The 22,142-nt window shown below is 73.4% G+C and carries 17 protein-coding genes and 1 pseudogene; 13 read left to right on the top strand and 5 right to left on the bottom strand.

The genetic code is table 11. From position 1 onward, the window contains the following. Positions 1 to 10 precede the first annotated feature (10 nt). Positions 11 to 715, bottom strand: coding sequence for a FadR/GntR family transcriptional regulator (locus tag AC1VM9_RS12015; RefSeq protein WP_483122811.1), 705 nt, complete (start codon positions 713 to 715; stop codon positions 11 to 13). Between the two features lie 157 nt (positions 716 to 872). On the opposite strand from AC1VM9_RS12015, the gene AC1VM9_RS12010 reads away from it, so the two are divergent. Together AC1VM9_RS12010 and AC1VM9_RS12005 are read left to right on the top strand one after the other, a co-directional pair. Next, positions 873 to 1,403, top strand: a complete 531-nt coding sequence (locus AC1VM9_RS12010; protein WP_483122810.1) for a gluconokinase — start codon at positions 873 to 875, stop codon at positions 1,401 to 1,403. Further along, positions 1,400 to 2,794, top strand: coding sequence for a GntP family permease (locus tag AC1VM9_RS12005; RefSeq protein ID WP_483122809.1), 1,395 nt, complete (start codon positions 1,400 to 1,402; stop codon positions 2,792 to 2,794). The genes AC1VM9_RS12010 and AC1VM9_RS12005 overlap by 4 nt, the downstream gene beginning before the upstream one ends. A gap of 72 nt (positions 2,795 to 2,866) precedes the next feature. Here AC1VM9_RS12005 and AC1VM9_RS12000 read toward each other — a convergent pair whose 3' ends face one another. Genes AC1VM9_RS12000 through topA form a run of 4 tightly spaced genes read right to left on the bottom strand, consistent with a single transcriptional unit; the run spans position 2,867 to position 7,451 of the window. Continuing rightward, positions 2,867 to 3,334 carry an SCP2 sterol-binding domain-containing protein gene (locus tag AC1VM9_RS12000; protein ID WP_481346990.1) on the bottom strand — a complete coding sequence of 156 codons (468 nt, stop codon included), beginning with the start codon at positions 3,332 to 3,334 and terminating at the stop codon, positions 2,867 to 2,869. Between the two features lie 45 nt (positions 3,335 to 3,379). Continuing rightward, positions 3,380 to 4,183, bottom strand: a complete 804-nt coding sequence (locus AC1VM9_RS11995; RefSeq protein WP_481346991.1) for a PIG-L deacetylase family protein — start codon at positions 4,181 to 4,183, stop codon at positions 3,380 to 3,382. A gap of 12 nt (positions 4,184 to 4,195) precedes the next feature. Beyond that, positions 4,196 to 4,660: an N-acetyltransferase family protein gene (locus AC1VM9_RS11990; RefSeq protein ID WP_481341572.1), complete on the bottom strand. Its 465-nt coding sequence runs from the start codon at positions 4,658 to 4,660 to the stop codon at positions 4,196 to 4,198. A gap of 31 nt (positions 4,661 to 4,691) precedes the next feature. Further along, the gene (gene topA, locus AC1VM9_RS11985; protein WP_483122807.1) at positions 4,692 to 7,451 is read right to left on the bottom strand and encodes a type I DNA topoisomerase; all 2,760 of its coding nucleotides are present in this window, start codon (positions 7,449 to 7,451) and stop codon (positions 4,692 to 4,694) included. 207 nt (positions 7,452 to 7,658) lie between these two features. On the opposite strand from topA, the pseudogene AC1VM9_RS11980 reads away from it, so the two are divergent. The 11 genes and pseudogenes from AC1VM9_RS11980 to AC1VM9_RS11930 all read left to right on the top strand — a co-directional run bounded on the left by AC1VM9_RS11980 (position 7,659) and on the right by AC1VM9_RS11930 (position 22,131). After that, positions 7,659 to 8,439 (top strand): annotated as a pseudogene (locus AC1VM9_RS11980) (dioxygenase family protein). A 432-nt stretch (positions 8,440 to 8,871) separates the two neighbouring features. Then, on the top strand, positions 8,872 to 10,149 hold the full coding sequence (locus tag AC1VM9_RS11975) for a toxic anion resistance protein (protein ID WP_483122806.1): 1,278 nt from the start codon (positions 8,872 to 8,874) through the stop codon (positions 10,147 to 10,149). A gap of 80 nt (positions 10,150 to 10,229) precedes the next feature. After that, a complete protein-coding gene (locus tag AC1VM9_RS11970; RefSeq protein WP_483122805.1) occupies positions 10,230 to 10,847 on the top strand; it encodes a hypothetical protein in 618 nt (205 codons plus the stop codon). Positions 10,848 to 10,850: 3 nt separating this feature from the next. After that, positions 10,851 to 12,509 carry an AAA family ATPase gene (locus AC1VM9_RS11965; protein WP_483122803.1) on the top strand — a complete coding sequence of 553 codons (1,659 nt, stop codon included), beginning with the start codon at positions 10,851 to 10,853 and terminating at the stop codon, positions 12,507 to 12,509. Then, a complete protein-coding gene (locus AC1VM9_RS11960) occupies positions 12,506 to 13,855 on the top strand; it encodes a hypothetical protein (RefSeq protein ID WP_483122802.1) in 1,350 nt (449 codons plus the stop codon). The genes AC1VM9_RS11965 and AC1VM9_RS11960 overlap by 4 nt, the downstream gene beginning before the upstream one ends. Next, positions 13,852 to 14,832: a glutamate ABC transporter substrate-binding protein gene (locus AC1VM9_RS11955; protein WP_483122801.1), complete on the top strand. Its 981-nt coding sequence runs from the start codon at positions 13,852 to 13,854 to the stop codon at positions 14,830 to 14,832. Before AC1VM9_RS11960 ends, AC1VM9_RS11955 begins: the two co-directional genes overlap by 4 nt. Then, entirely contained in the window at positions 14,829 to 16,133 is a 1,305-nt protein-coding gene (locus AC1VM9_RS11950) for a hypothetical protein (protein WP_483122799.1), read from the top strand. The genes AC1VM9_RS11955 and AC1VM9_RS11950 overlap by 4 nt, the downstream gene beginning before the upstream one ends. Further along, on the top strand, positions 16,130 to 18,619 hold the full coding sequence (locus AC1VM9_RS11945; RefSeq protein WP_481346797.1) for a serine/threonine-protein kinase: 2,490 nt from the start codon (positions 16,130 to 16,132) through the stop codon (positions 18,617 to 18,619). Before AC1VM9_RS11950 ends, AC1VM9_RS11945 begins: the two co-directional genes overlap by 4 nt. Further along, positions 18,616 to 19,950, top strand: a complete 1,335-nt coding sequence (locus AC1VM9_RS11940) for a protein phosphatase 2C domain-containing protein (RefSeq protein WP_483122798.1) — start codon at positions 18,616 to 18,618, stop codon at positions 19,948 to 19,950. The genes AC1VM9_RS11945 and AC1VM9_RS11940 overlap by 4 nt, the downstream gene beginning before the upstream one ends. Beyond that, complete coding sequence (locus AC1VM9_RS11935; RefSeq protein ID WP_483122797.1) at positions 19,943 to 21,229, top strand: VWA domain-containing protein; 1,287 nt, start codon at positions 19,943 to 19,945, stop codon at positions 21,227 to 21,229. Before AC1VM9_RS11940 ends, AC1VM9_RS11935 begins: the two co-directional genes overlap by 8 nt. Continuing rightward, a complete protein-coding gene (locus AC1VM9_RS11930) occupies positions 21,226 to 22,131 on the top strand; it encodes an FHA domain-containing protein (protein ID WP_483122795.1) in 906 nt (301 codons plus the stop codon). Before AC1VM9_RS11935 ends, AC1VM9_RS11930 begins: the two co-directional genes overlap by 4 nt. Positions 22,132 to 22,142 lie beyond the last annotated feature (11 nt).

Below are 22,142 nucleotides of genomic sequence, written 5' to 3'. Positions count from 1 at the left end.
CTAGGGGGCGTCAGGACTCGGCGTCGCGCAGGGCCTCGCTGGCCTCGGCGATGATGGCCTGCATCGCGGCGGACGCCGCCGCACCGTCGCCGGACTGCACGGCCTCGGCGACGTCGCCGTGCAGTCGGACCGCAACCGGGTTGGGCGTCGAGGGCATGAGGTCGTGGTGCGTGCGGCCGGCGAGAACCTCGCCGACGACGCCCGACAGCGCGGCGAGCATCTCGTTGCCGGATGCCGACAGCAGCGTGGCGTGGAAGAGCTGGTCGGCCTCCAGGTAGGCCTCGAGGTCGCCCGACTTGGCGTACACGGCCATCGCCATCACTGCGCCGACCAGGACGCCGCACTGGTCGGGGCTGGCGTGGGCGGCGGCGAGCTCGGCGGCGACGGGCTCGACACCGCGGCGCAGCTCGCCGAGCGAGAGCAGCTGCTCCTCGCGGCCCGGGCCGTCGAGCCGCCAGCGGATCACGCGGGGGTCGAAGACGTTCCACGACGTGCTCGGCAGGACCCGGACGCCGATGCGCTTGCGAGCCTCGACGAGACCCATGGAGTCGAGGACCCGGACGGCTTCGCGCACGACCGAGCGGGACACGCCGTAGCGCTCGTCGAGCTGGTCGATGCGCAGCACCGTGCCGGACGGCAGCTCCCCGGAGACGACCTGACGTCCCAACGCGTCGAGCACGCTGGCGTGGAGCGCGGGACGTCGGTCGACCGTCATGGCGCCAGCCTGTCACACGACAGATGCACCGTGGCCATGGCGCGTTTAAATCAGTCTTATTTCCGCTTACCTCTTGTTAAGACCTCTTTCTTGCTCCACCCTAGGTCCAGCGACTCGACGAAGAGATCGATCGAGCCGGACGAAGGAGTCACGGAGCATGCAGCACCACCCACCACCCCTCGTCGTCGTCATGGGGGTGTCCGGCTCGGGCAAGACCACGGTCGGCGCCGCCCTGGCCCAGCGCCTGCGCGTCCCGTTCGCGGACGCCGACGACTTCCACCCCCCGGCGAACGTCGCCAAGATGTCGGCCGGCGTCCCGCTCACCGACGGTGACCGGGCACCGTGGCTGGCCACGATCGCGGCCTGGCTCGCCGACCACGCCCGGACCGGCGGCGTCACGAGCTGCTCGGCGCTCCGGGGCGCCTACCGCGACGTCCTCACGGCCGCGGCCCCTGAGGCGTACTTCGTCCACCTCCACGGCGACCGGGAGGTCATCGCCGCCCGCGTCGCCGGCCGGCCGGGGCACTTCATGCCCGCCGCCCTCGTCGAGTCGCAGTTCGCGACCCTCGAGCCGCTCGGCGCCGACGAGCGCGGCGCCGTCCTCGAGGTCGACCAGCCCGTCGACGACCTCGTCACCCAGTCCCTCGACCTCCTGCACCACCCAGACCCGGAAGCGACCCTGTCATGACCACCGCCCTGCTCCACCTGCTGCCCGCATCGGCCGTGTCCGCCGATGCCGCGCCCGTCGTCCCCGCCGGACGCCTCGTGCCGGCCGCGCTGCTCGGCATCGCCGTCCTCGTCGTGCTCATCGTGCGGTTCAAGCTGCACCCGTTCCTCGCGCTGACGCTCGGCTCGCTGACCGTCGGCGGCATCGCCGGCGTGGCGATGTCCGACGTCATGGACAGCTACACCAAGGGCTTCGGCAGCACCGCCGCCGGCGTCGGCATCCTCATCGCCCTCGGCGCGATGTTCGGCAAGCTGCTCGCCGACTCCGGCGGCGCCGACGAGATCGTCGACACGATCGTCGGCCGCAGCTCGACCCGGGCCCTGCCCTGGGCCATGGCCGGTGTCGGCGCCGTCATCGGCCTGCCGATGTTCTTCGAGATCGGCCTCGTGCTGCTCATGCCGGTGATCTTCCTCGTCGCCCGGCGCTCGGGCCTGTCCCTCGTGCGCGTCGGCATCCCAGCCCTCGCCGGGCTGTCCGCGATGCACGGCCTCGTGCCGCCGCACCCGGGTCCCCTGGTGGCCATCGACGCGCTCAAGGCCGACCTCGGCATCACGCTCGGCCTCGGCATCCTCGTCGCCATCCCGACGGTCGCGGTGGCCGGCCCGTGGTTCGCGCGTCTGGCCTCCCGCTGGGTCGACGTGCCCGCTCCCGAGCTCTTCGAGGCCCGGCCGGAAGCGGCCACCCGGCGCCCGTCGTTCGGCACGACGCTGTTCACCGTGCTGACGCCGGTCGCCCTCATGATGGGCAGGGCCCTCGCCGACGTCCTCGCCGGCAAGGACACGCCTGCCCGCGCCGTCCTCGACTTCCTCGGCACGCCCCTGGTCGCACTGCTCATCGCCGTCATCCTCGCCATGTTCACCCTCGGCCGCGGCGCGGGCATGGGCGTCAAGGAGGTCGGGTCGTCGCTCGAGGCCTCGCTCGGCCCGATCGCCGGCATCGTCCTCATCGTCGCCGCCGGCGGTGGCTTCAAGCAGACGCTCGTCGACACCGGCATCGGCCGCCTCGTCGCGGACTGGATCGCCCAGAGCGGGCTGTCGGTGCTCCTGCTCGCCTGGCTCGTCGCGGTGCTCATCCGACTCGCTACCGGCTCGGCGACGGTCGCGACGGTCACCGCCTCCGGCATCCTCGCCCCGCTCGCGTCGGGCATGTCGACGACCGAGGTCTCCCTCATGGTCCTGGCCATCGGCGCCGGTTCGGTGTTCTTCTCGCACGTCAACGACGCCGGCTTCTGGCTCGTCAAGGAGTACTTCGGCATGAAGGTCGGCCAGACGGTCAAGACGTGGTCGCTCATGGAGACCGTCCTGTCGGTGACCGGCCTCGGCCTCGTGCTCCTGCTGAACCTCGTCGTCTAGGTCCACGAGACGACTGGGTGCACGAGACGCCCACCCGACCGCCGCGGCCGGGTGGGCGTCTCGCGGCGTGCCTCAGACCCTTGGGACGTCGAAGAAGCTCGCGAGGTTGGCGGCGAGGCCGAGGTCGCCCTTGGCCTTGATCCTGCCGGTCATGAACATCATGACCGGGTTGCCGCTCTTGCTGATCAGCTTGAGGAACTCGACCGGGCCCATCGTCAGGGCCAGGGTCGCGGCGCCGTCGAGGCCGCGGGTCGTGGTGCACGTGCCGTCCTGGACCCGCACGGTCCACTCGTCCGCGCCCCCCTCGGGCCGGCCGGTGACCGTCCAGTGCGTCGTGGCGGTCGTGGACCCGGCACGGTCGGCCCGGAACAGCTCGGGCATCCGCTCGAAGACCGAGCGCAGGACCACCTCGCGGTTCGGCGAGGCCATGAGCGCGGCGACGTCCTTGTCGGACATCGTCTTCACGGTCTGGATGAAGGCGGCCGGCTCGACGGCGGCCAGCTGCTCGGGGGTGGCGGTCGCGAAGTCGATGTCGGACATGGAGGCCCCTTTCGGGCGACGACGAGGACGGTTACCGGCGGTAACCTATCGGACGGTGGCGCTCTCGAGGAACCAGCCCGCGACCATCCCCTCGGGGCGGCCGGGCTCGATGAAGTGCTCCCACCCGAAGGCCACCGCGAACATCTGCTCGGGGATCTCGAGCATCCCCTGGGCATCGGACTGGCTCGCATGCGCCTTGAGCGCCGAGCGCTTGACCTCGAGGAAGTCGCTGACGTCGCAGGCCCAGTGCAGCTCCTCCTCGAGGCTGCCGAGCGGGTTGCCGTCGTCCATCGGCGCACGCGGGTCCCACTCGCCCACGTCGTGCCCGGCGGCGACGGCGGCCTCGTGGGAGCGGATCATCGCGGTCCGGTTCATCGACGACTCGAGGTAGCGCGGCGTCCCGGCGAGCTCGGCGGCCCGACGGGTCACGGCGTGCACCTTGACGTGGTCGGGGTGCCCGTAGCCGCCGTGCCAGTCGTAGCCGACGACGACGTCGGCGTGCTCCTCGCGCAGCACCGCGGCGACGCGCTGCGCCGCCTCCTCGGTGTCGACCCGCATGAAGCTGCCCTCGTGCTCGTTCTGCGCCCACCCCGTCATGCCCGAGTCGGCGTAGCCGAGGAAGACGACGCGGTGCGTGCCGATGACGGCGTTCGACGCCTCGGCCTCGACGCGCCGGCGGTGCACGACGGTCTCGCCCTCGGCGAGGTCACCGGGGACGTCGCCGTGGTCGCCGTTGGTGGCGACGACGAGGACGACGCGGTGCCCCTCGGAGACCGCACGGGCCATGGAGCCGGAGGTCTGCGACGCCTCGTCGTCGGGATGGGCGTGGACGAACACGACGGTTGCCATGGCGTCAGCCTCTCACTGCCCACCGACGGGCGCTGCAGGATCCCCGGCGGAGACGGTGTAGACGATGAACCCGTCGTAGCTCGCCACCTCGTCGTAGAGCCGGCGGGCGACCGCGTTGGTCTCGTGCGTCTGCCAGTAGACGCTCCCGCAGCCCTGCCCGCGCGCCCACTCGCGCACCGCGGCGATGAGCGCCCGCGCGACCCCTCGCCCGCGCACGCCCGGGTCGGTGAAGAGGTCCTCGAGGTAGCAGAGGTCGGGCTCGCTGGAGCTCGGGTGAACCAGGAAGTGCGTGATGCCGACGAGCTCGCCCCCGAGCCAGGCGCCCAGACCGTGCAGCCTTGCGTCCGAACCGATCTCGCGCCAGGCCCTGTCGTAGGCGGACTGGTCCAGCTCGCGCCCGTAGAAGGCGATGTAGGCCCGGAAGAGCGACTCCCACCGGTCCCGGTCGGCCGGCCCGAGGCGTCGGATCTCGATCACACGGCGACGCTAGCGCGAGGCGCAGAGGCGGTCAGGACTTCTTGGATGCCGCCTTCTTCGTCGTGGTCTTCCTGGCCGTCTTGCGGGTCGACTTCGTCGCGGCGCGCTTGCGCGTCGTCGGGCCCTTGGCGCGCTTCTCGGCGAGCAGCTCGTAGCCGCGCTCGGGCGAGATCGAGGCCGGGTCGTCGTCCTTGCGCAGCGTCGCGTTCGTCTCGCCGTCGGTGACGTACGGGCCGAAGCGGCCGTCCTTGACGACGACCGGCTTGCCGCTCACCGGGTCGGTGCCGAGCTCCTTGAGCGGCGCCGACGCGGCACGCCCGCGTTGCTTGGGCTGGGCGTAGATCGCCAGCGCCTCCTCGAGCGTGATGTCGAACAGCTGCTGCTCGGTCTGCAGCGAGCGCGAGTCCGTGCCCTTCTTGAGGTACGGGCCGTAGCGGCCGTTCTGCGCGGTGATCTCCACGCCCTCGGCGTCGACGCCGACGAGGCGCGGGAGGCTGAGCAGCTTCAGCGCGGTCTCGAGGTCGATGGTGGCGAGGTCCATGTCCTTGAACAACGAGGCCGTGCGCGGCTTGACCTTGGCCACCCTGCGGCCCTTGGGCTTCTCTCCACCGGACGCGTCCTCGTCGTCGATGACCTCCGTGACGTACGGGCCGTAGCGTCCGGCGCGGGCGACGACGTCGCGCCCGGTCTCGGGGTCCTGCCCGAGGACCCGGCCGTCGTCGGCGGCGACCTCGAGCAGCTCGCGGGCCTTCTCGGGCGTCATCTCGTCCGGGGCGACGTCGTCGGTGATCGTCGCCCGGCGCGGTGTGGCGGACCCGTCTGCCCCCTCGGCGACCTCGCCGGTCTCGAGGTCGACGCCGCGGGGCCCGACCTCCTCCACGTAGGGGCCGTAGCGACCGACGCGCACGACCATGCCGTCACCGAGGGGGATGGTGCTGATCTCCCTGGCGTCGATCTCGCCGAGGTCGTCGACGAGCTGCTTGAGCCCCGCGCCGGAGGTGGCCTCGGTGCCGAAGTAGAACCGCTTGAGCCAGTCGGCGCGGCCCTCCTCGCCACCGGCGATGCGGTCGAGGTCCTCCTCCATGGACGCGGTGAACTCGTAGTCGACGAGCTCTCCGAAGTGCTCCTCGAGCAGGCGGGTCACGGCGAACGCGAGCCACGTCGGCACGAGGGCCTGGCCCTTGGTGAAGACGTAGCCGCGGTCCTGGATCGTGCCGATGGTCGCGGCGTACGTGGACGGGCGGCCGATGCCGCGCTCCTCCATCGCCTTGACGAGCGTGGCCTCGGTGTAGCGGGCGGGCGGGCTCGTCTCGTGCCCGTCGGCCTCGGCACGCACGACCTCGATGGCCACGCCCGGGGACAGCCGGGGCAGGCGGCGCTCCTCGGCGGCCGCGTCGGCGCGCGCCACGGCCTCGTCGTCGCGGCCCTCCTCGTACGCGGCGAGGAAGCCCTTGAAGGTGATGACGGTGCCGCTCGCGCTGAACTCGACCTGGCGGGCGCCCTCGACGGCGGTGTCGACGGACAGCCGCACGGTGGCCGTCGAGCCGCGGGCGTCGGCCATCTGGGAGGCGACGGTGCGCTTCCAGATCAGCTCGTAGAGGGCGAACTCCTCGCCGCGCAGCTCGCCGGCCACCTGGGCCGGGCTGCGGAACCGGTCGCCGGCGGGCCGGATGGCCTCGTGGGCCTCCTGCGCGTTCTTGACCTTCTTCTCGTAGCGGCGCGGCGACTCGGGCACGTACTCGGCGCCGTACATGTCGCGGGCCTGGCTGCGGGCGGCGGTGAGGGCCGCGTCCGACAGCGTCGTGCTGTCGGTACGCATGTAGGTGATGTAGCCGTTCTCGTAGAGACGCTGGGCCACGCGCATCGCGTTCTTGCTGCTCAGGCGCAGCTTGCGCGAGGCCTCCTGCTGCAGCGTCGACGTGGTGAACGGGGCCGACGGACGGCGGGTGTACGGCTTCTCCTGCACGTCGGTGACGCGCGCGTCGGCGCCGGTGCACGCCTCGGCGATGCGTCGCGCCAGGGCCTCGTCGAGGTGGACGACGCCCCTGCCGGTCAGCTCGCCGGCGTCGGAGAAGTCGCGGCCGGTGGCGACGCGGGCACCGTCGACGGAGGCCAGGCGCGCGGCGAAGCGCTGCTGCTCGCCCCCGGGCGTGAACTCGCCCTCGACGTCCCAGTAGGACGCCTTGACGAAGGCCATCCGCTCGCGCTCGCGCTCGACGACCATCCGGGTCGCGACGGACTGGACGCGTCCGGCCGACAGCCCCTGGCGCACCTTGCGCCACAGGACCGGGCTGACCTCGTAGCCGTAGAGGCGGTCGAGGATGCGGCGGGTCTCCTGGGCGTCGACGAGTCGGGTGTCGAGCTCACGGGTGTCGTTGACGGCGCGCTGGATGGCCTCGCGGGTGATCTCGTGGAAGACCATGCGCTTGACCGGGACCCGCGGCTTGAGGGCCTCGAGCAGGTGCCAGGCGATGGCCTCGCCCTCGCGGTCCTCATCGGTGGCGAGGTAGAGCTCGCTCGCGTCCTTGAGGAGGCGCTTGAGGTCGGCGACCTTCTTCTTCTTGTCCGGGTCGACGACGTAGTACGGCTCGAAGCCGTTGTCGACGTCGACGGCGAACTTGCCGAACGGGCCCTTCTTCATGTCGGCCGGCAGCTCGGACGGGTTCGGCAGGTCGCGGATGTGACCCACCGACGCCTCGACCTCGAAGTCCCCGCCGAGGTACCCGGCGATCGTCTTCGCCTTCGCGGGCGACTCGACGATGACGAGCTTGCGGCCCTTGCCTGCAGCCATGACACACCTACGACTTCCCGGTCTCACGTGCAGCGGATTCGTCGCTGCTCCGACGTGGACGCGCCCTGACCGTAACAGCCCGCGGCACGTGGCATCGGCAGGGCCCACGCGCGCCGGTGCACCGGGCAGCCCGTCGGCGGGGAAGAAAGCCCGCCCGGACGGCGTTCCCGTGGTAGTTTAGAGTTCAACTTGTTGGGAGGAGCCCTCATGTCCGCCGCACCCGTCCTCTACCTCAGCCACGGCGCCCCGCCGCTCGCCGACGACCGGCGCTGGACGGCCGAGCTGTCCGCGTGGTCGGCCGACCTGCCGAAGCCGAAGGACGTCCTCATCGTCTCGGCGCACTGGGAGGACGCCCCGACGACGCTCGGTTCGACGACCGGCGCACCGCTGACCTACGACTTCTGGGGCTTCCCGCAGAAGTACTACGAGGTCACCTACGACGCGCCCGCCGCCCCGCAGCTGGCCGACGAGGTGACGCGCCTGCTGCTCGCCCGGCCACGAGGTGCACCGCGACGAGGCCCGTGGCCTCGACCACGGCGCGTACGTCCCGCTGAAGGAGATGTTCCCGGACGCCGACGTGCCGGTCCTGCAGATGTCGATGCCGACGCTCGACCCGCGCGGCCTCTTCGAGATCGGCCGGCGCCTGGCGCCGCTGCGCGAGCAGGGCACCCTCATCGTCGGCTCCGGCTTCACGACCCACAACCTGCGCTGGTTCAACCCGGCCGGCGGTGCCGACGGCACTCCCCCGCGGGCGAGCGCCGAGTTCGACCACTGGGCCCGGGAGGCCATGGCCGCCCAGGACGTCGACGCGTTGCTCGACTTCGCCGCCAAGGCCCCGGCCGCGCACGAGGCGCACCCGCGGACCGAGCACTTCGCACCGCTGTTCGTGACGCTCGGAGCCGCCTCCGCGTCGGGGAACCTGGGCTCCGAGAGCGTCATCGACGGCTTCTGGTTCGGCCTGAGCAAGCGCTCCTGGCAGCTCGGCTGACGCGCGCGGGGACGCCCCGGGGCGCCTCGGGGACGCCGCGGAGAGGCGCGGGGACGCCCCGGGCGCATCCGTCCGGAGAACCGGCCGGGCCCCGCGGAACTCCCGCGGGGCCCGTGTCGTTCCAGGAGCGTGGGGCGCCCCACGAAACGCGACCGCGGCTCGGTGTTTCCCCTGGCACCGAACCGTGGTCGCCCCCGTCGGCCGCGTTCCCGGGTCTCTCGACACCTCCCTCGCGGGGGCTCCCGGGACGCGGCCTCCGGGCGTCGTGGAACCCCGCAGATCGCCGTCCCGTCGCAGGCGCGCGGCACGTAGAGTGGCCGTACGCCCGAGACGGGTCACGGGCCCGGCGCGCAGCCGGGGCCGACCCGCGGGCGAGGGACTTCGGTCGCGTCGCCGACGCGGCCGGCACCGAGGGGAAGGACCCGTCGCACGATGACCGACCAGCCCGCCGCCCAGGCCGCAGCAGCTCCGGCAGCCCCCGCTCAGCAGGTGACGCCTCTCGCCCCGCCGCCGAGCGAGGCCTTCGTCCTCACCGCCCCGGCACCGGCCCAGCCGGTCGCCGAGACCGCGGCGCCGAAGATGGCCCCGGCCGTGCCCGAGGCCGCGCTGCCCGGACTCGACTCGAAGGTCGACACCTACCTCGACGGCCTCATGCGCACCACCGCGAAGTCCCCCGAGTGGGAGTCCAGGGCGGCCGACGTGCGCAGCATGGGCACCGACGAGATCCGGTTCGCCGCCGAGAGCAGCAACCGGATGCTCCAGATGCCGGTCAAGGCCCTCAACGAGGGCGGCCTGTCCGGCAGCTCGAAGGTCGGCAAGACGCTGCTCGACCTCCGGCGCACGGTCGAGGACCTCGACCCCGCCCAGGCCCAGGGCGCCAAGAAGCTCCTCGGCATGATCCCGTTCGGCGACCGGGTCACCGACTACTTCCGCAAGTACCAGTCGGCCCAGAGCCACCTCAACGGCATCCTGCACTCGCTCCAGTCCGGCCAGGACGAGCTGACCAAGGACAACGTCGCGCTCAACCTCGAGAAGAAGAACCTCTGGGAGTCGATGGGCCGGCTCAACCAGTACGTCTACGTCGCCGAGCGGCTCGACGCCAAGCTCGCCGCGCAGGTCGCGACCCTCGAGGTCACCGACCCGGAGAAGGCCAAGGCGCTGCGCGAGGACGTCCTGTTCTACGTCCGGCAGAAGCACCAGGACCTGCTGACGCAGCTGGCCGTGTCGATCCAGAACTACCTGGCCATCGACATCATCATCAAGAACAACATCGAGCTCATCAAGGGCGTCGACCGCGCGACGACGACCACCGTGTCGGCGCTGCGCACCGCCGTCATCGTGGCCCAGGCGCTGAACAACCAGCAGCTCGTCCTCGACCAGATCACGGCGCTCAACACCACGACGTCCGGGCTCATCGAGCGCACCTCCGAGGCCCTCAAGCAGAACTCGGCTCGCATCCAGGAGCAGGCCGCCGGCTCGACGCTGTCGATCGAGGCGCTGCAGAAGGCCTTCGCGAACATCTACGAGACGATGGACACCATCGACCAGTTCAAGGTGCGGGCGCTCGACACCATGGCCGCGACGATCGGCACGCTCGAGACCGAGGTCGCCAAGTCGCGCAGCTACCTCGAACGGGTCGCCTCGCACGATGCACGCCAGTCCGCCAACGCCGCGCCCGGCGTCCTCGACCTCCGCGGCCCGACGCGATGACGGGCCGGTGACATCAGCCGGGCTGCCCGGCAAGGACGAGCGGGGCCGGCCGGTGGCCGGCCCCGACGGTGATCGGGACGATGAAGAGGGGTCTCGCAGTGGGTATCCGGTCGTGGTTCGGGTTGGACGGGCCCGAGGTCCCCGAGCCCGCGCGTCCGGGCCCCCCGACCACCGAGCAGCTGCTCGCCGCGCTCGACACCGTCGAGCAGCAGGCCCGCGCCGGACGCGTCCCGGGCGTCGTCCTGTCGCGCCTGCTGCGCGTGACGCGCGTCGTCCGCGAGACGCTGCCGCGCCTCGACCAGCTGGGCCTGGGCAGCGCCCAGGGCTTCAGCGTCATGGCGACGGCCACCGACTACCTGCCGGTCGCCATCGGCAACTACCTGCGCCTGCCGCGCGACTGGGCGGACACGCGTCCGATCGCCGGCGGCAAGAGCTCGGTCATGCTCCTCGTCGACCAGCTCGACCTGCTCGGTACGACGATGGACAAGGTCTACGACGCGGTGTGCCGGGCCGACGCGGAGGCGATCATCGTGCACGGGCAGTTCCTCGAGCAGAAGTTCGGGGGGTCCTCGACCGGCGGTTCGCTCGGTCTCGCCGGGCCCGACCCGACGCCGTCGCCCAGCGCGTCGCGACCGGCGCCGTCGCCGTCCACGCCGGCCTCGCCCCCTGCACCCTCTCCCCTGGCCCCGCCGGAGTGACGCATGCCCGACACCTCACCCGTCCCCCACTCCTCCGCGAGCGGCTCGCGGCTCGCCGAGAGCCTCGAGCAGCTGACCGACGTCGCCGCCGAGGCCGGCCTCGACCCGACCGCGGCGCGTGACGAGGGGCTGCGGGTCGCCGCGGCGCTCGCGGAGTCCGTCCCGGACGCCGCGGCCGGCTGGGCCGAGGTGGCCCACCCGGGCCTGACCGAGCTCGCCGCCGTCAACGCCGCGTTCTTCGACGCCGCGTCGCGGGGACGCCGGTGGCGGGCCGCACCCACAGACCTGCTCGCCTCGCTCGTCGGCTCCGGCCACTCCCTGGCCGACGAGTACGCCGAGGCGCTGACCGAGGTGGCCTCGGCCGCCGTCATGCTCGGCACCGCGCCGATCTGGGTCATCGCGAACGCGTCGGCCACCGCCGGCGTCTACCTCGCCGCGGCCCGGGGCACCGCGCTGCCACCGGCGCCCGCGAGCACTCCCGCGACCGGGCCACCGGTGCCGGCGGCCACGCCACGGGTGGCGGTCGGGGTGCCGGGGTCCGGTACCGCATCGCCGGACCTGCCCGGGACGGGCCCCCGACCCACGGATCCGCCTGGGGCCCAGGCTGGTCCGTCGGGGACCCTGTCCGACGCCGAAGCCCTCACGGGCGCCTCGGCGCCGCAGCCCGAGCCCACCGTCGAGCCACAGAAGACGGTCGAGCAGCTGCTGGCCGAGCTCGACGCGATGATCGGCCTGGACCGGGTCAAGCGCGAGGTGCACCGGCAGGTCGCCCTGCTCACCGTCGAGAAGCTGCGAACCGAAGCCGGGCTCAGGGCCCCGAAGATGAGCCGGCACCTCGTCTTCGTCGGCAACCCGGGCACGGGCAAGACCACGGTCGCCCGGCTCATCGGGGCGATCTACCGCGCGCTCGAGCTGCTGCCGCAGGGCCAGCTCGTCGAGGTCGACCGCAGCGAGCTCGTCGCCGGGTACGTCGGCCAGACCGCCATCAAGACCGCCGAGGTGTGCCAGAAGGCGGACGGCGGCGTGCTCTTCGTCGACGAGGCCTACTCCCTCACCGGCGACCAGTACGCCCAGGAAGCCGTCAACACCCTCGTCAAGGAGATGGAGGACCGGCGCGAGCGGCTCGTCGTCATCGTCGCCGGCTACCCCGACCCGATGGTCACCTTCATCACCCAGAACCCGGGCCTGGCCAGCCGGTTCACGACGACGATCGAGTTCGACGACTACTCCGACCACGAGCTGGTCCGCATCCTCGACGCCATCGCCGAGGGCAGCGACTACGAGCTGACCCCCGAGGCCCACGACCGGGTCCGCGCGATCCTGCGGGCCACGCCCCGCACCACCGCCTTCGGCAACGGACGCTTCTCGCGCAACCTCTTCGAGGCCGCCGTGTCGCGGCACGCGTGGCGGCTGCGGGACGCGACGGAGCCGACCCGCGACGACCTGCGTCTACTCACTGGAGACGACTTCACCGACCAGCCGGACTCCCCCGAGGCCCCCGAGGCCCCCGAGGACCCCGGCGTCCCCGACGCCCCCGACACCGAGGCCCCGTCGGATCCGGACCCGCTCAGGGCGAACCCCGATGGAACCGGAGCCGGCGGCGAGGCAGTCTCGGACGAGCAGCACCACCCGAGCCAGGATCCGAGCGAGGACACCGTATGAGCGCACCGACGACGAACATCCCCGTCGCCGTCCCGGCGGGCGCGCCCGGCGGCTCGGGCGGCTCGGGTGGGCCCTCCGGTGCCGGCGGGCCGCAGCCGCGGACCATCGCCGGCAGCCTGCCGGGGGCCCGTGGCGTCGCCACCAGGCTGCTGCACGGCACGCCGGGTCGGATGCGCCTGTACGGCCTCGTCGGCGTCGTCGCCGCCCTGCTGCTCGGCGCCGTCAGCGCCAACGCGCTGCTCGCGTCGCAGTCGGCCGTCGAGCGCGCCGCGAACAACACCGCCCAGGTGGTCCGGGCCCAGTCGATCCACGTCGACCTCCTGCGCGCCGACGCCCTGGCCACCAACGCTTTCCTCGTCGGCGGCGTCGAGTCGGCGCAGTCGCGCTCCCGGTACGAGCAGGCCATGGGGGACGTCGCCAGGAGCCTGTCCGAGGCGGCTGCCGCCCAGCCCGCCGACGGCGCCGCACTCGGGGTGCTGTCGCAGCAGGTGCAGACCTACGTCGGGCTCGTCGAGCAGGCCCGGGCCAACAACCGGCTCAACCTCCCGGTCGGCGCGCAGTACCTGACCCAGGCCAGCGACGGCCTGCGCTCCGACGCCATCCCGGTCGTCGAGGCCGTCGTGTCGGCCAACGAGCAGCGCGCCCGGGCCGAGTTCGACCGCAGCAACTCCAGCCTGCAGCTGCTGGCGGGGCTGCTGTCGCTCGTGGTGCTCGTCCTCGTGGCGGTGTGGCTGGCCAAGCGCACGCACCGCTACCTCAACCCGTCGCTCGCGGCCGCCATCGTCATCCTCGTCGTCGGCCTCTTCGTCGCGGCGTCGACGATCGGCGGCGTCGCCAGCACGACGCGTCAGGTGGCCGACGGTGACTACCAGACCGCCGTCCGGCTCGCCGGGGTCACGACCGCCGCCAACGACGCGCGGGCCAACGAGAGCCTGACCCTCATCAAGCGCGGCTCCGGCAAGTCCTACGACGACAAGTGGAAGAGCGACGACAGCGCGGTGCGCTCCGCGCTCCAGGGCGTGGACCGCTCCGGGACGCTCGGGGCCCAGTGGACCGCCTACCGGACGGTGCACCTCAAGGTGCGCCAGCTCGACACCAACGGCCAGTGGGACCAGGCGGTCGCGCTGTCGACGAGCACCGGCGCCGACGGCGCGGCCGCGGCCTTCGCCACCTTCGACAGCGCGGCGGCCACGCTCCGGGACAAGGCCAGCACGAGCGCGATCAGTGAGCTCCACGGCCTCGGCGGATCGGCCCCCGTCTATGCCGTCGGGCTCGCCCTCGCCGCGCTCGTCGCCTCGTGGCTCGTCGTCCGTGGCATCGGCCAGCGGATCGAGGAGTACCGATGAACGCCGCACTGCGCCGGGTCCTGACCACGACGGTGGCGGTCGCGACCCTCGGGACGCTCGCCGCCTGCTCAGGAGTCACCTACGAGGCGACGCCCGTGCCGACGAAGACCCGGACCAGCACCACCTCGAAGGCACCGGTCGCCGCTCCGCAGGCGTGCGCCAACCCGACCCAGTCCTACGACCCGCTGCCCAGCCTGCCGAGCCGGTCGCAGGTCACCGACCCCGGCATGCGGCAGATCCTCGACCGCGGGTACCTGCGCGTCGGCGTCTCGGCCGACACCTACCTCTTCGGGGCCAACGACCCGGCGACGGGGCGGATCCAGGGCTTCGACATCGACCTCGCGCGCGCGGTGGCCAAGGCGATCTTCGGCGACCCGAACAAGGTGCAGCTGCGCGTCATCACCGCGGCCGACCGCCTGCCGTTGCTCGAGAGCGGGGACCTCGACATCGTCGCCCGCAACATGTCGATGACGTGCGACCGGTGGCAGAAGATCGCCTTCTCGGCCGAGTACTACCGGTCGGGCCAGAAGGTCCTCGTCGGTCGCAACCTGCCCGGCGCCGCGAACCTGTCGCTGAAGGACCTCGCCGGCAAGCGGGTCTGCGCGCCCGCCGGCACGACGTCGCTGACCAAGCTGCAGCAGGTCCAGGGGCCGCTCGTCGTCACGGCTCCGACGCACACCGCCTGCCTCGTGCTCTTCCAGCAGGGCAAGGCGGACGCCATCACCGGCGACGACACCGTCCTCGCGGGCCTGGCCGCGCAGGACCCGAACACCGTCGTCACCAAGGCGCCGGCCATCACGGGCGAGCCGTACGGCCTGGGCATGAACAAGGGCAACGTGTTCCTGGCCCGGTACGTCAACCGCGTCATCGCCGACCTCGAGTCGAGCGGCGAGTGGACGGCGATGTACGACCGCTGGCTCGCCGGTCCGCTCGGCCCGGCGCCGAAGCCCCCCACCCCCGTGTACGGACGCGCATGACGGCCGTTCCCGCGTCCGTGCCGGCGCCTGGGCCCGAACCGGGCGCCGGCGTCATGGCCCCGACCGCCCCGGGCCGACTCGGCGTGCCCGTCCAGGCGGCCGAGGCGCAGACCTACCTGTTCGCGCTGCGCGACTGGGTGGCCCAGCGGCGCGCCGACCTCGGCGAGGTCGACCGCGCCGTGCTGCGCCTGACGCCGGCCGAGCAGGCCACGATCACCGGCGACCTCACGGTGGCCCTGACGTTCTGGAAGGCCGTCAGCGACCGGCTCGTCCTGCTCGAGACGACCTTCGACGGCGGACGCGTCGGGCCGACCGAGGCCGAGCGCCTGTCGACGCTCATCCACGGGCGGCTCGACTCCAACACCTCCGAGCAGCTGTCGCTGCCCTCGAGCGGGTCGCTGGCGGTGAGCCTGCCCGAGGCGTGCCGCCTCCTCGACTCGCTGACCCGCACCCTGCAGGCCCGCGCGTCCCTCGCCCCGGGAGCCGCCGAGGCGAGCCAGCGCATCACCGTCGCGCGGGCCGGCCTCGAGCGGGTCCGCGACCAGGTGCCGCTCGTGCCCGCCGGGGTCCAGCGCGACGACGCGGCCGAGAGGCTCACGCGTCTCGACCGGCGCATGGCGGACGTCGTCGAGCGGGCCCGCCGCGGCGCCGACACCGGCGGCCTCATCGCGCCGCTCGAGATCGACATCGCCGTGCTCGAGCGCGACCTCATCGTCGCCGCCGCCGAGCGGGCCTCCGCGGCGCGGAGCCGGATCCGGACCCAGCAGCAGGTCGAGGAGCTCGACGCCCGGGCCCAGGCCATCCGGGCCCTCGAGCGAGCCTGCCTCGCGGCCATCACGCCGGCACCGCACCTGGCCATCCCCAACGTCCGCGCGCTCGGACCCGTCCCGCAGGGCGCGAGCGAGCTCGCCGCCTACCGCGACAAGCTCGACCGCGTCGGCCGCGCCCTCGACCTGGCCCACGAGACGTACGCGGCCGGGCTCGCCGAGCGCGACGAGGTCGTCGGTCTCGCCGGCGCCGTCGGGGCCATGGCGGCCTCGGCGGCGTTCGAGCCCGACGTCGCCGCCGACGTCGCCGACCTGCGGTCCCGCCTCGACGCCGTTCTCGGCACGACCCCGCTGCCGGTGGGCCGAGCCCGCGCCCTCGCCGCCGCCTACCAGGCGTACGTCGACGCCGCGACGCGTCCTGGACGCGTCCCGCGCGCGAGCGGCGCCGGCACCGGCGGGAGCACCGGCGCGACCGCGTCCGGCGGCCGCGGCCCCTCCCCGTCCAGCACCCGACCCCAGAGGCAGCGACCATGAAGTGCACGCAGCCCGGATGCCCCGGCACCATCGTCGACGGCTACTGCGACGTCTGCGGCATGGCCGCAGGGTCGACGCCGGCCCCCGCCCTCGCCACGGCCGGCACCGCGTCCGGTGCGACGCGCCAGGTGGGTGCCACGGGTGGCTCGGGTGGCTCGGGTGGCCCGGTGTCCGCCGGCCTCGCTCCGGCCCCCGGGGCCGGGGCGTCGGGAGGGACGACCGTCCCCGACGGCACGCCCTGCCGCCAGCCCGGGTGCACGGGGACGATCGACGCCGGCTACTGCGACGTGTGCGGCACGCCCGCCGAGCAGGCCGAGGTCGCCTCGCTGGCACCGGTCCCGCCGGCGTCCGGCGCGATGTCGGCCACCTCGGGCGGCGAGGGCCCCGCCGGCACCAGCCCGGACATCTCCTCGCGGTCGGCCGCGTCGAGCAACCTCGCCTCGACCGCCCTGGGCTCCAAGCGGGCCCGGCAGGGCGGCAGCATCGCGACCCGGCGCACGAGCAGCTCCCAGCGGCTGCGCTCGGCCCGTCTCGGCGGCGGCATCACGACCGTGCGCCCGGCCCCCACCATCGACGCCGAGAAGGCCCTGCTCACCGACCCCACCGTCCCGGAGAACAAGCGGTTCTGCCCGAAGTGCGGCGAGCCCGTGGGCCGCGGCCGCGACGGCAGGCCGGGACGCACCACCGGGTTCTGCGCCAAGTGCCGGCAGCCGTTCTCCTTCGACCCCAAGCTCAAGGCGGGTGACCTCGTGGCCGGCCAGTACGAGGTGGCCGGCTGCCTCGCGCACGGCGGTCTCGGCTGGATCTACCTGGCCCGCGACAAGAACGTCTCGGACCGCTGGGTCGTGCTCAAGGGCCTGCTCAACTCCGCCGACCCCGATGCGCTCGCGGCGGCCATTGCCGAGCAGCGGTTCCTCGCCCAGGTGTCGCACCCGAGCATCGTCGAGATCTACAACTTCGTCACCCACGACGACGCCGGCTACATCGTCATGGAGTACGTCGGCGGCACGTCGCTCAAGTCGATCCTCAAGCAGCGGATGCAGGCGGCGGGGCGCTACGACCCGCTGCCGGTCGACCAGGCGCTCGCCTACATCCTCGAGATCCTGCCGTCGTTCCAGTACCTGCACGACCTCGGGCTCGTCTACTGCGACTTCAAGCCCGACAACATCATCCAGGTGGGCGACGAGGTCAAGCTCATCGACCTCGGCGGCGTGCGCCGGGCCGACGACGAGGACTCCGCGATCTTCGGCACGGTCGGCTACCAGGCGCCCGAGGTGGCCGAGCTCGGCGTCTCCGTGGCCTCCGACATCTACACCATCGGGCGCACCCTCGTCGTGCTGACGATGGAGTTCCGCGGGTACCAGACGACCTACCTCAACACGCTCCCGCCGCAGGACTCCGTGCCGGTCTTCCAGAGGTACGACGCGTTCTACCGGCTCGTGGCCAAGGCGTGCGCGCCCAACCGCGACGACCGTTTCGTGTCGGCCGACGAGCTCCGCTCCCAGATGGTGGGGGTGCTGCGCGAGGTCGTCGCCCTCGACCAGAACGCCGGGGCCGCGTCGACGACCGTCAGCTCGCTGCTGTTCGAGGTGCCCACGCCCGGCATCGAGCCGGACGACTGGCGCAACCTGCCGGCGCTCCGGCGTGACCCCCACGACCCGCAGACCGGCTGGCTCAGCACCGTCACGGGAGCGCCCGCCGAGCGGCTCACCGCCCTCGAGCGCGCCGCGGCACGCACCACCGAGGTGCTCCTCGACATCGCTCGCACGGCGCTCGACGCCGGCAAGCGCGACGTCGCCGAGGCCACGGCCGGAGAGCTGCTCGCCAACGACCCGTGGGAGTGGCGAGCCGTGTGGATCCAGGGCCTGGCCGCCCTCGAGCGGGGCGACGCCCGTGCCGCCCAGGCCGCGTTCAACGCCGTCTACGGCCAGGTCCCCGGCGAGCTCGCGCCCAAGCTCGCGCTCGCCCACGCCAGCGAGCGCGCCGGCGACGACGTCGTCGCCGAGAACCTCTACACCGCCTGCGCCCGCACCGACTCGACGTACGTGCCGATGGCGGCCTTCGGGCTCGCCCGCATCCGAGCCGCCCGACGCGACGTCGACGGTGCCGTGGCCGCGTACCGCCTCGTCCCGCTGCAGTCGAGCGCGTACCGCACGGCCCGTGCCGGCCTCGCCGAGCTGCTCGCCCGGGCCAACCGCGGCCTGCCCGACCTCGCCGAGGCGCTGCGCACCCTCGACGACACGTCGCTGTCGGCGCGGCGCAAGGCAGAGCTGACGACGCTCATCTACCGTGAGGCGCTCGCCACCGTCGAGAAGACCGGCACCAAGGCCGACCTGCTCATCGGCGAGCACAAGACGACGCCGACCGGACTCCGGCTCGGGCTCGAGGAGTCGCTGCGCGAGCTGGCGCGGCGCACGCCGGACCTCGCCGAGCGCGTGCCGCTCGTCGACGAGGCCAACACGATCCGACCCTGGAGCCTCTGGTGACCGACCTGCCCCCGACCGGCCCCGGCGTGTCCGCGGTGCCGGCCGCCGCCCCCTCCGAGCCCTCCGACACGGCCGTCGCGTCCGAGGCGCCCGGCGGGGAACGGCCCTGCCCCGCGTGCGGGACGGCCAACGCCGCCGACGCGACCTTCTGCGAGGCGTGCGGCACGGAGCTGGCCGCGTCGGTCGTCGGCAGCGGTCTGCCGCAGGCGAGCGCGCCCGAGCCGCCGGCCGGCATGACGGCCGGGATGACGGCCGCGCCGCAGACGGCACCGGCGGGCGAGGAGTCACCCCTCGACGTGGGCTGGACCGGCGCCGTGCCCTCGGCCGGGGTCCCCGGCGCGGGTGCCGGTACGGGTGAAGGTGGGACCGAGCCGGACGACACGTGCCCGACGTGCCACGAGGGGCGCATCGTCGACGGGTGGTGCGACCGGTGCGGCTCGCCGCGACCCGACCCCCGCGACCACTTCGCCGAGGCGCCCGCCGCGTGGGTCGCCGGACTGTGCGACATCGGCCGCCGCCACTCGCGCAACGAGGACGCGATGGCGCTCAGCGCCGGCGAGGCGCCCGGCTCGCGGGCGGTCCTCGTCGTCTGTGACGGCGTCTCGATGGCCACCGACTCGCACATCGCCTCGCTGGCCGCGGCGCAGGCTGCGCGGGCCGTGCTCGACCAGCCGTTCCCGCGCGGAGCCGGCACCCCCGAGGCGTGGTCCGGCACGGCGGCCCGGGCCCTGACCGCCGCCGTCGCGCGGGCCAACGAGGCGGTCGCGGAGGCCGTCGTCGACGACGTGCCGAACCCGCCGTCGTGCACCTTCGCCGCGGCCGTCGTCGAGAACGGCGTCGTCGTGGCCGGCACCGTGGGCGACAGCCGCGTCTACTGGCTGCCGGACGACGACGCCGAGCGGGCCCGCCAGCTCGGGCAGGACGACTCGTTCGCCCAGGAGCAGATCACCTCCGGCGTGCCACGTCGCGAGGCCGAGAACGGTCCGCACGCCCACTCGATCACGCGCTGGCTCGGCCGCGACGCCCCCGACGACCTCACGCCGCACGTGACGACGCTGACGGCCACCCCCGGCTGGCTGCTCGTCTGCTCCGACGGGCTGTGGAACTACTGCTCCGAGGCGGAGGACCTCCGGGCGCTGCTGCGCGAGAGCGTCGCCCGCGTCGGGGACACGCCCGACGCACTGGCCCGCGCGCTCGTCGACTTCGCCAACGGGCAGGGCGGGCGCGACAACATCACGGTTGCCCTCGCCAGACTGGCTGGGCAAGGATCGACAGCGAACGAGGGCACGGCGGGGGCCGCGCCCGAGGAAGGGGACCCGACCGATGGCTGACTTCACCGCAGAGGTGTTCCAGAACGAGTTCCTGCCCGACGGCGGGACCGACGTGCACGCGATCGTGCGCATCACGTCGGCCGGCGCGTCGGCCGGGGCCTCCGCCGGGCTCGCCGACCCGGGGTCGGCGGCCGAGGTCATCCTCATCGACACCTCCGGCTCGATGGGCCGTCGTGGCGTGCAGGCCGCCGGGGAGGCGGCCAAGGCGGCGCTCGCCGAGATCGTCGACGGGACGCTCTTCTCCATCGTCGCCGGCAACGGCACCGCGCAGATCGTCTACCCCTACAGCCACCAGGGTGCCCTCGTGCCGATGTCGGCCCGGACGCGGGCCGAGGCCGGCCGCGCCATCGACGGCCTGCGCGCCAACGGGGGCACGGCGATGGGCACGTGGCTGACGCTCGCGCGGCAGATCTTCGAGACGGTGCCGCACGTCACCAAGCGCCACGCGATCCTGCTCACCGACGGCGTCAACGAGGGTGAGACCCCGGCGTCGCTGCAGGCTGCGGTCCGTGGCTGCATCGGCGTCTTCCAGTGCGACTGCCGCGGCGTCGGCGACCAGTGGCGCGTCGAGGAGGTGCGCGGCATCGCCTCGGCCCTGCTCGGCACCGTCGACCTCATCCCGGCACCCGAGGAGATGGCGGCGGAGTTCGAGGCCATGATGCGGGCCTCGATGTCGCGCGGCGTCGCCAACGCCGAGCTGCGCGTGTGGGTGCCGCAGGGTGCCGAGCTGCTCTTCGTCAAGCAGGTGTCCCCGACGCTCGAGGACCTCACGCCGCGACGCCAGCCGATCAACCCGCTGACCAACGCCTACCCCACCGGCGCGTGGAGCGACGAGAGCCGCGACTACCACGTCGCCGTCCGCCTGCCGGCGCGCACACTGGGGCAGGAGCAGCTCGCCGCGCGCGTGCAGATCTCGCTCGGGTCCGACCCGCTCGCCCAGGGCCTCGTCAAGGCCAAGTGGAGCAACGACGACTCCCTGACCACCCGCATCGACCCCGCCGTCGCCGCCTACACCGGCCAGGCCGAGCTCGCCACGGTCATCCAGGAGGGCCTGGCGGCCAAGGCGGCCGGGCAGGACGACGTCGCGACGGCCAAGCTCGGCCGGGCGGTCCAGCTGGCCGACCAGACCGGGAACGACGAGATGACCTCGCGCCTGCGCAAGGTCGTCGAGATCGACGACGCCGACACCGGGACCGTCCGTCTCAAGAAGGGCGCGAGCAGGATCGACGAGATGTCGCTCGACACCGCGTCGACGAAGACGAGCCGGGTGCGCCGATGAGCGCGGTCTGCCCCAACGGCCACACCTCCGAGGCCGAGGACTACTGCGACACGTGCGGGTCGCCGATCGACGCGTCCGCCCAGCCGGCCGCGTCAGGTGCGTCGGGTGCGTCGGGTGCTTCAGGCGGGTCGGTGGCGTCGGCGCCGGGCCCGGATTCGTCTGCCGTGCAGGCTGGTCCGGCCGCCGGCACGTCCGGCGGGGGCCGCTCGTCCCTCGACCTCGACACGCCGGACGGCGCGACGGCCGGCTCGGCCGCCCCGGAGCAGCCCCAGGGCCCGGCCGTGCCTCCGGCGCCGTCGGTGCTCGAGTGCCCGAACTGCCACACCGAGAACGCCGAGGGCGCCCTCTTCTGCGAGGCCTGCGGCTACGACTTCACGACCGGTGCGATGCCGCGCGACGCCGGGGCCTCCGGCGCGGCGACGTCCCCGGGCGAGGCGTCGCCGTCCCCGGGCGAGGGCGCCGGCACTGGGGTCGGCTCGGCTGCCGAGCCGTTCGAGTGGCTCGCCGAGGTGTGGGTCGACCCCGACTGGTACCAGACGCAGGAGGCCGAGGACCCGTGCCCGTCCCCCGGGCTCCCGGTCATCATGCCGCTGCGCCACCGGAGCGTCCTGCTCGGCCGGGTGTCGACGAGCCGCAACACCAACCCGGAGATCGACCTGTCGTCCGACCCGGGCGTCAGCCGCCGCCACGCGCAGCTGACGACCGATGGCACGCGCTGGTTCGTCGAGGACCTCGGCAGCTCGAACGGCACGTACGTCGGGCCGGCCTCCGGGCCGCTGCCCGAGCAGGCGATCGCGGTCGGCCCCAAGACCGAGCTCGGTGACGACGACCGGCTCTACGTCGGCGCCTGGACGCGGGTCGTCGTGCGCCGAGCCACCCCGGACGAGGCCGAGACGTACTGACGCCGACGTCC

The sequence above is a fragment of the Monashia sp. HAY1-11D genome, assembly GCF_056868035.1.
This window is presented reverse-complemented; position numbering and strand designations above follow the sequence as displayed.

Coding starts and splice junctions, on each gene's coding strand:
- AC1VM9_RS12015 (WP_483122811.1), bottom strand. CDS start 715: ATGACGGTCGACCGACGTCCCGCGCTCCACGCCAGCGTGCTCGACGCG.
- AC1VM9_RS12010 (WP_483122810.1), top strand. CDS start 873: ATGCAGCACCACCCACCACCCCTCGTCGTCGTCATGGGGGTGTCCGGC.
- AC1VM9_RS12005 (WP_483122809.1), top strand. CDS start 1,400: ATGACCACCGCCCTGCTCCACCTGCTGCCCGCATCGGCCGTGTCCGCC.
- AC1VM9_RS12000 (WP_481346990.1), bottom strand. CDS start 3,334: ATGTCCGACATCGACTTCGCGACCGCCACCCCCGAGCAGCTGGCCGCC.
- AC1VM9_RS11995 (WP_481346991.1), bottom strand. CDS start 4,183: ATGGCAACCGTCGTGTTCGTCCACGCCCATCCCGACGACGAGGCGTCG.
- topA (WP_483122807.1), bottom strand. CDS start 7,451: ATGGCTGCAGGCAAGGGCCGCAAGCTCGTCATCGTCGAGTCGCCCGCG.
- AC1VM9_RS11975 (WP_483122806.1), top strand. CDS start 8,872: ATGACCGACCAGCCCGCCGCCCAGGCCGCAGCAGCTCCGGCAGCCCCC.
- AC1VM9_RS11970 (WP_483122805.1), top strand. CDS start 10,230: ATGAAGAGGGGTCTCGCAGTGGGTATCCGGTCGTGGTTCGGGTTGGAC.
- AC1VM9_RS11965 (WP_483122803.1), top strand. CDS start 10,851: ATGCCCGACACCTCACCCGTCCCCCACTCCTCCGCGAGCGGCTCGCGG.
- AC1VM9_RS11960 (WP_483122802.1), top strand. CDS start 12,506: ATGAGCGCACCGACGACGAACATCCCCGTCGCCGTCCCGGCGGGCGCG.
- AC1VM9_RS11955 (WP_483122801.1), top strand. CDS start 13,852: ATGAACGCCGCACTGCGCCGGGTCCTGACCACGACGGTGGCGGTCGCG.
- AC1VM9_RS11950 (WP_483122799.1), top strand. CDS start 14,829: ATGACGGCCGTTCCCGCGTCCGTGCCGGCGCCTGGGCCCGAACCGGGC.
- AC1VM9_RS11945 (WP_481346797.1), top strand. CDS start 16,130: ATGAAGTGCACGCAGCCCGGATGCCCCGGCACCATCGTCGACGGCTAC.
- AC1VM9_RS11935 (WP_483122797.1), top strand. CDS start 19,943: ATGGCTGACTTCACCGCAGAGGTGTTCCAGAACGAGTTCCTGCCCGAC.
- AC1VM9_RS11930 (WP_483122795.1), top strand. CDS start 21,226: ATGAGCGCGGTCTGCCCCAACGGCCACACCTCCGAGGCCGAGGACTAC.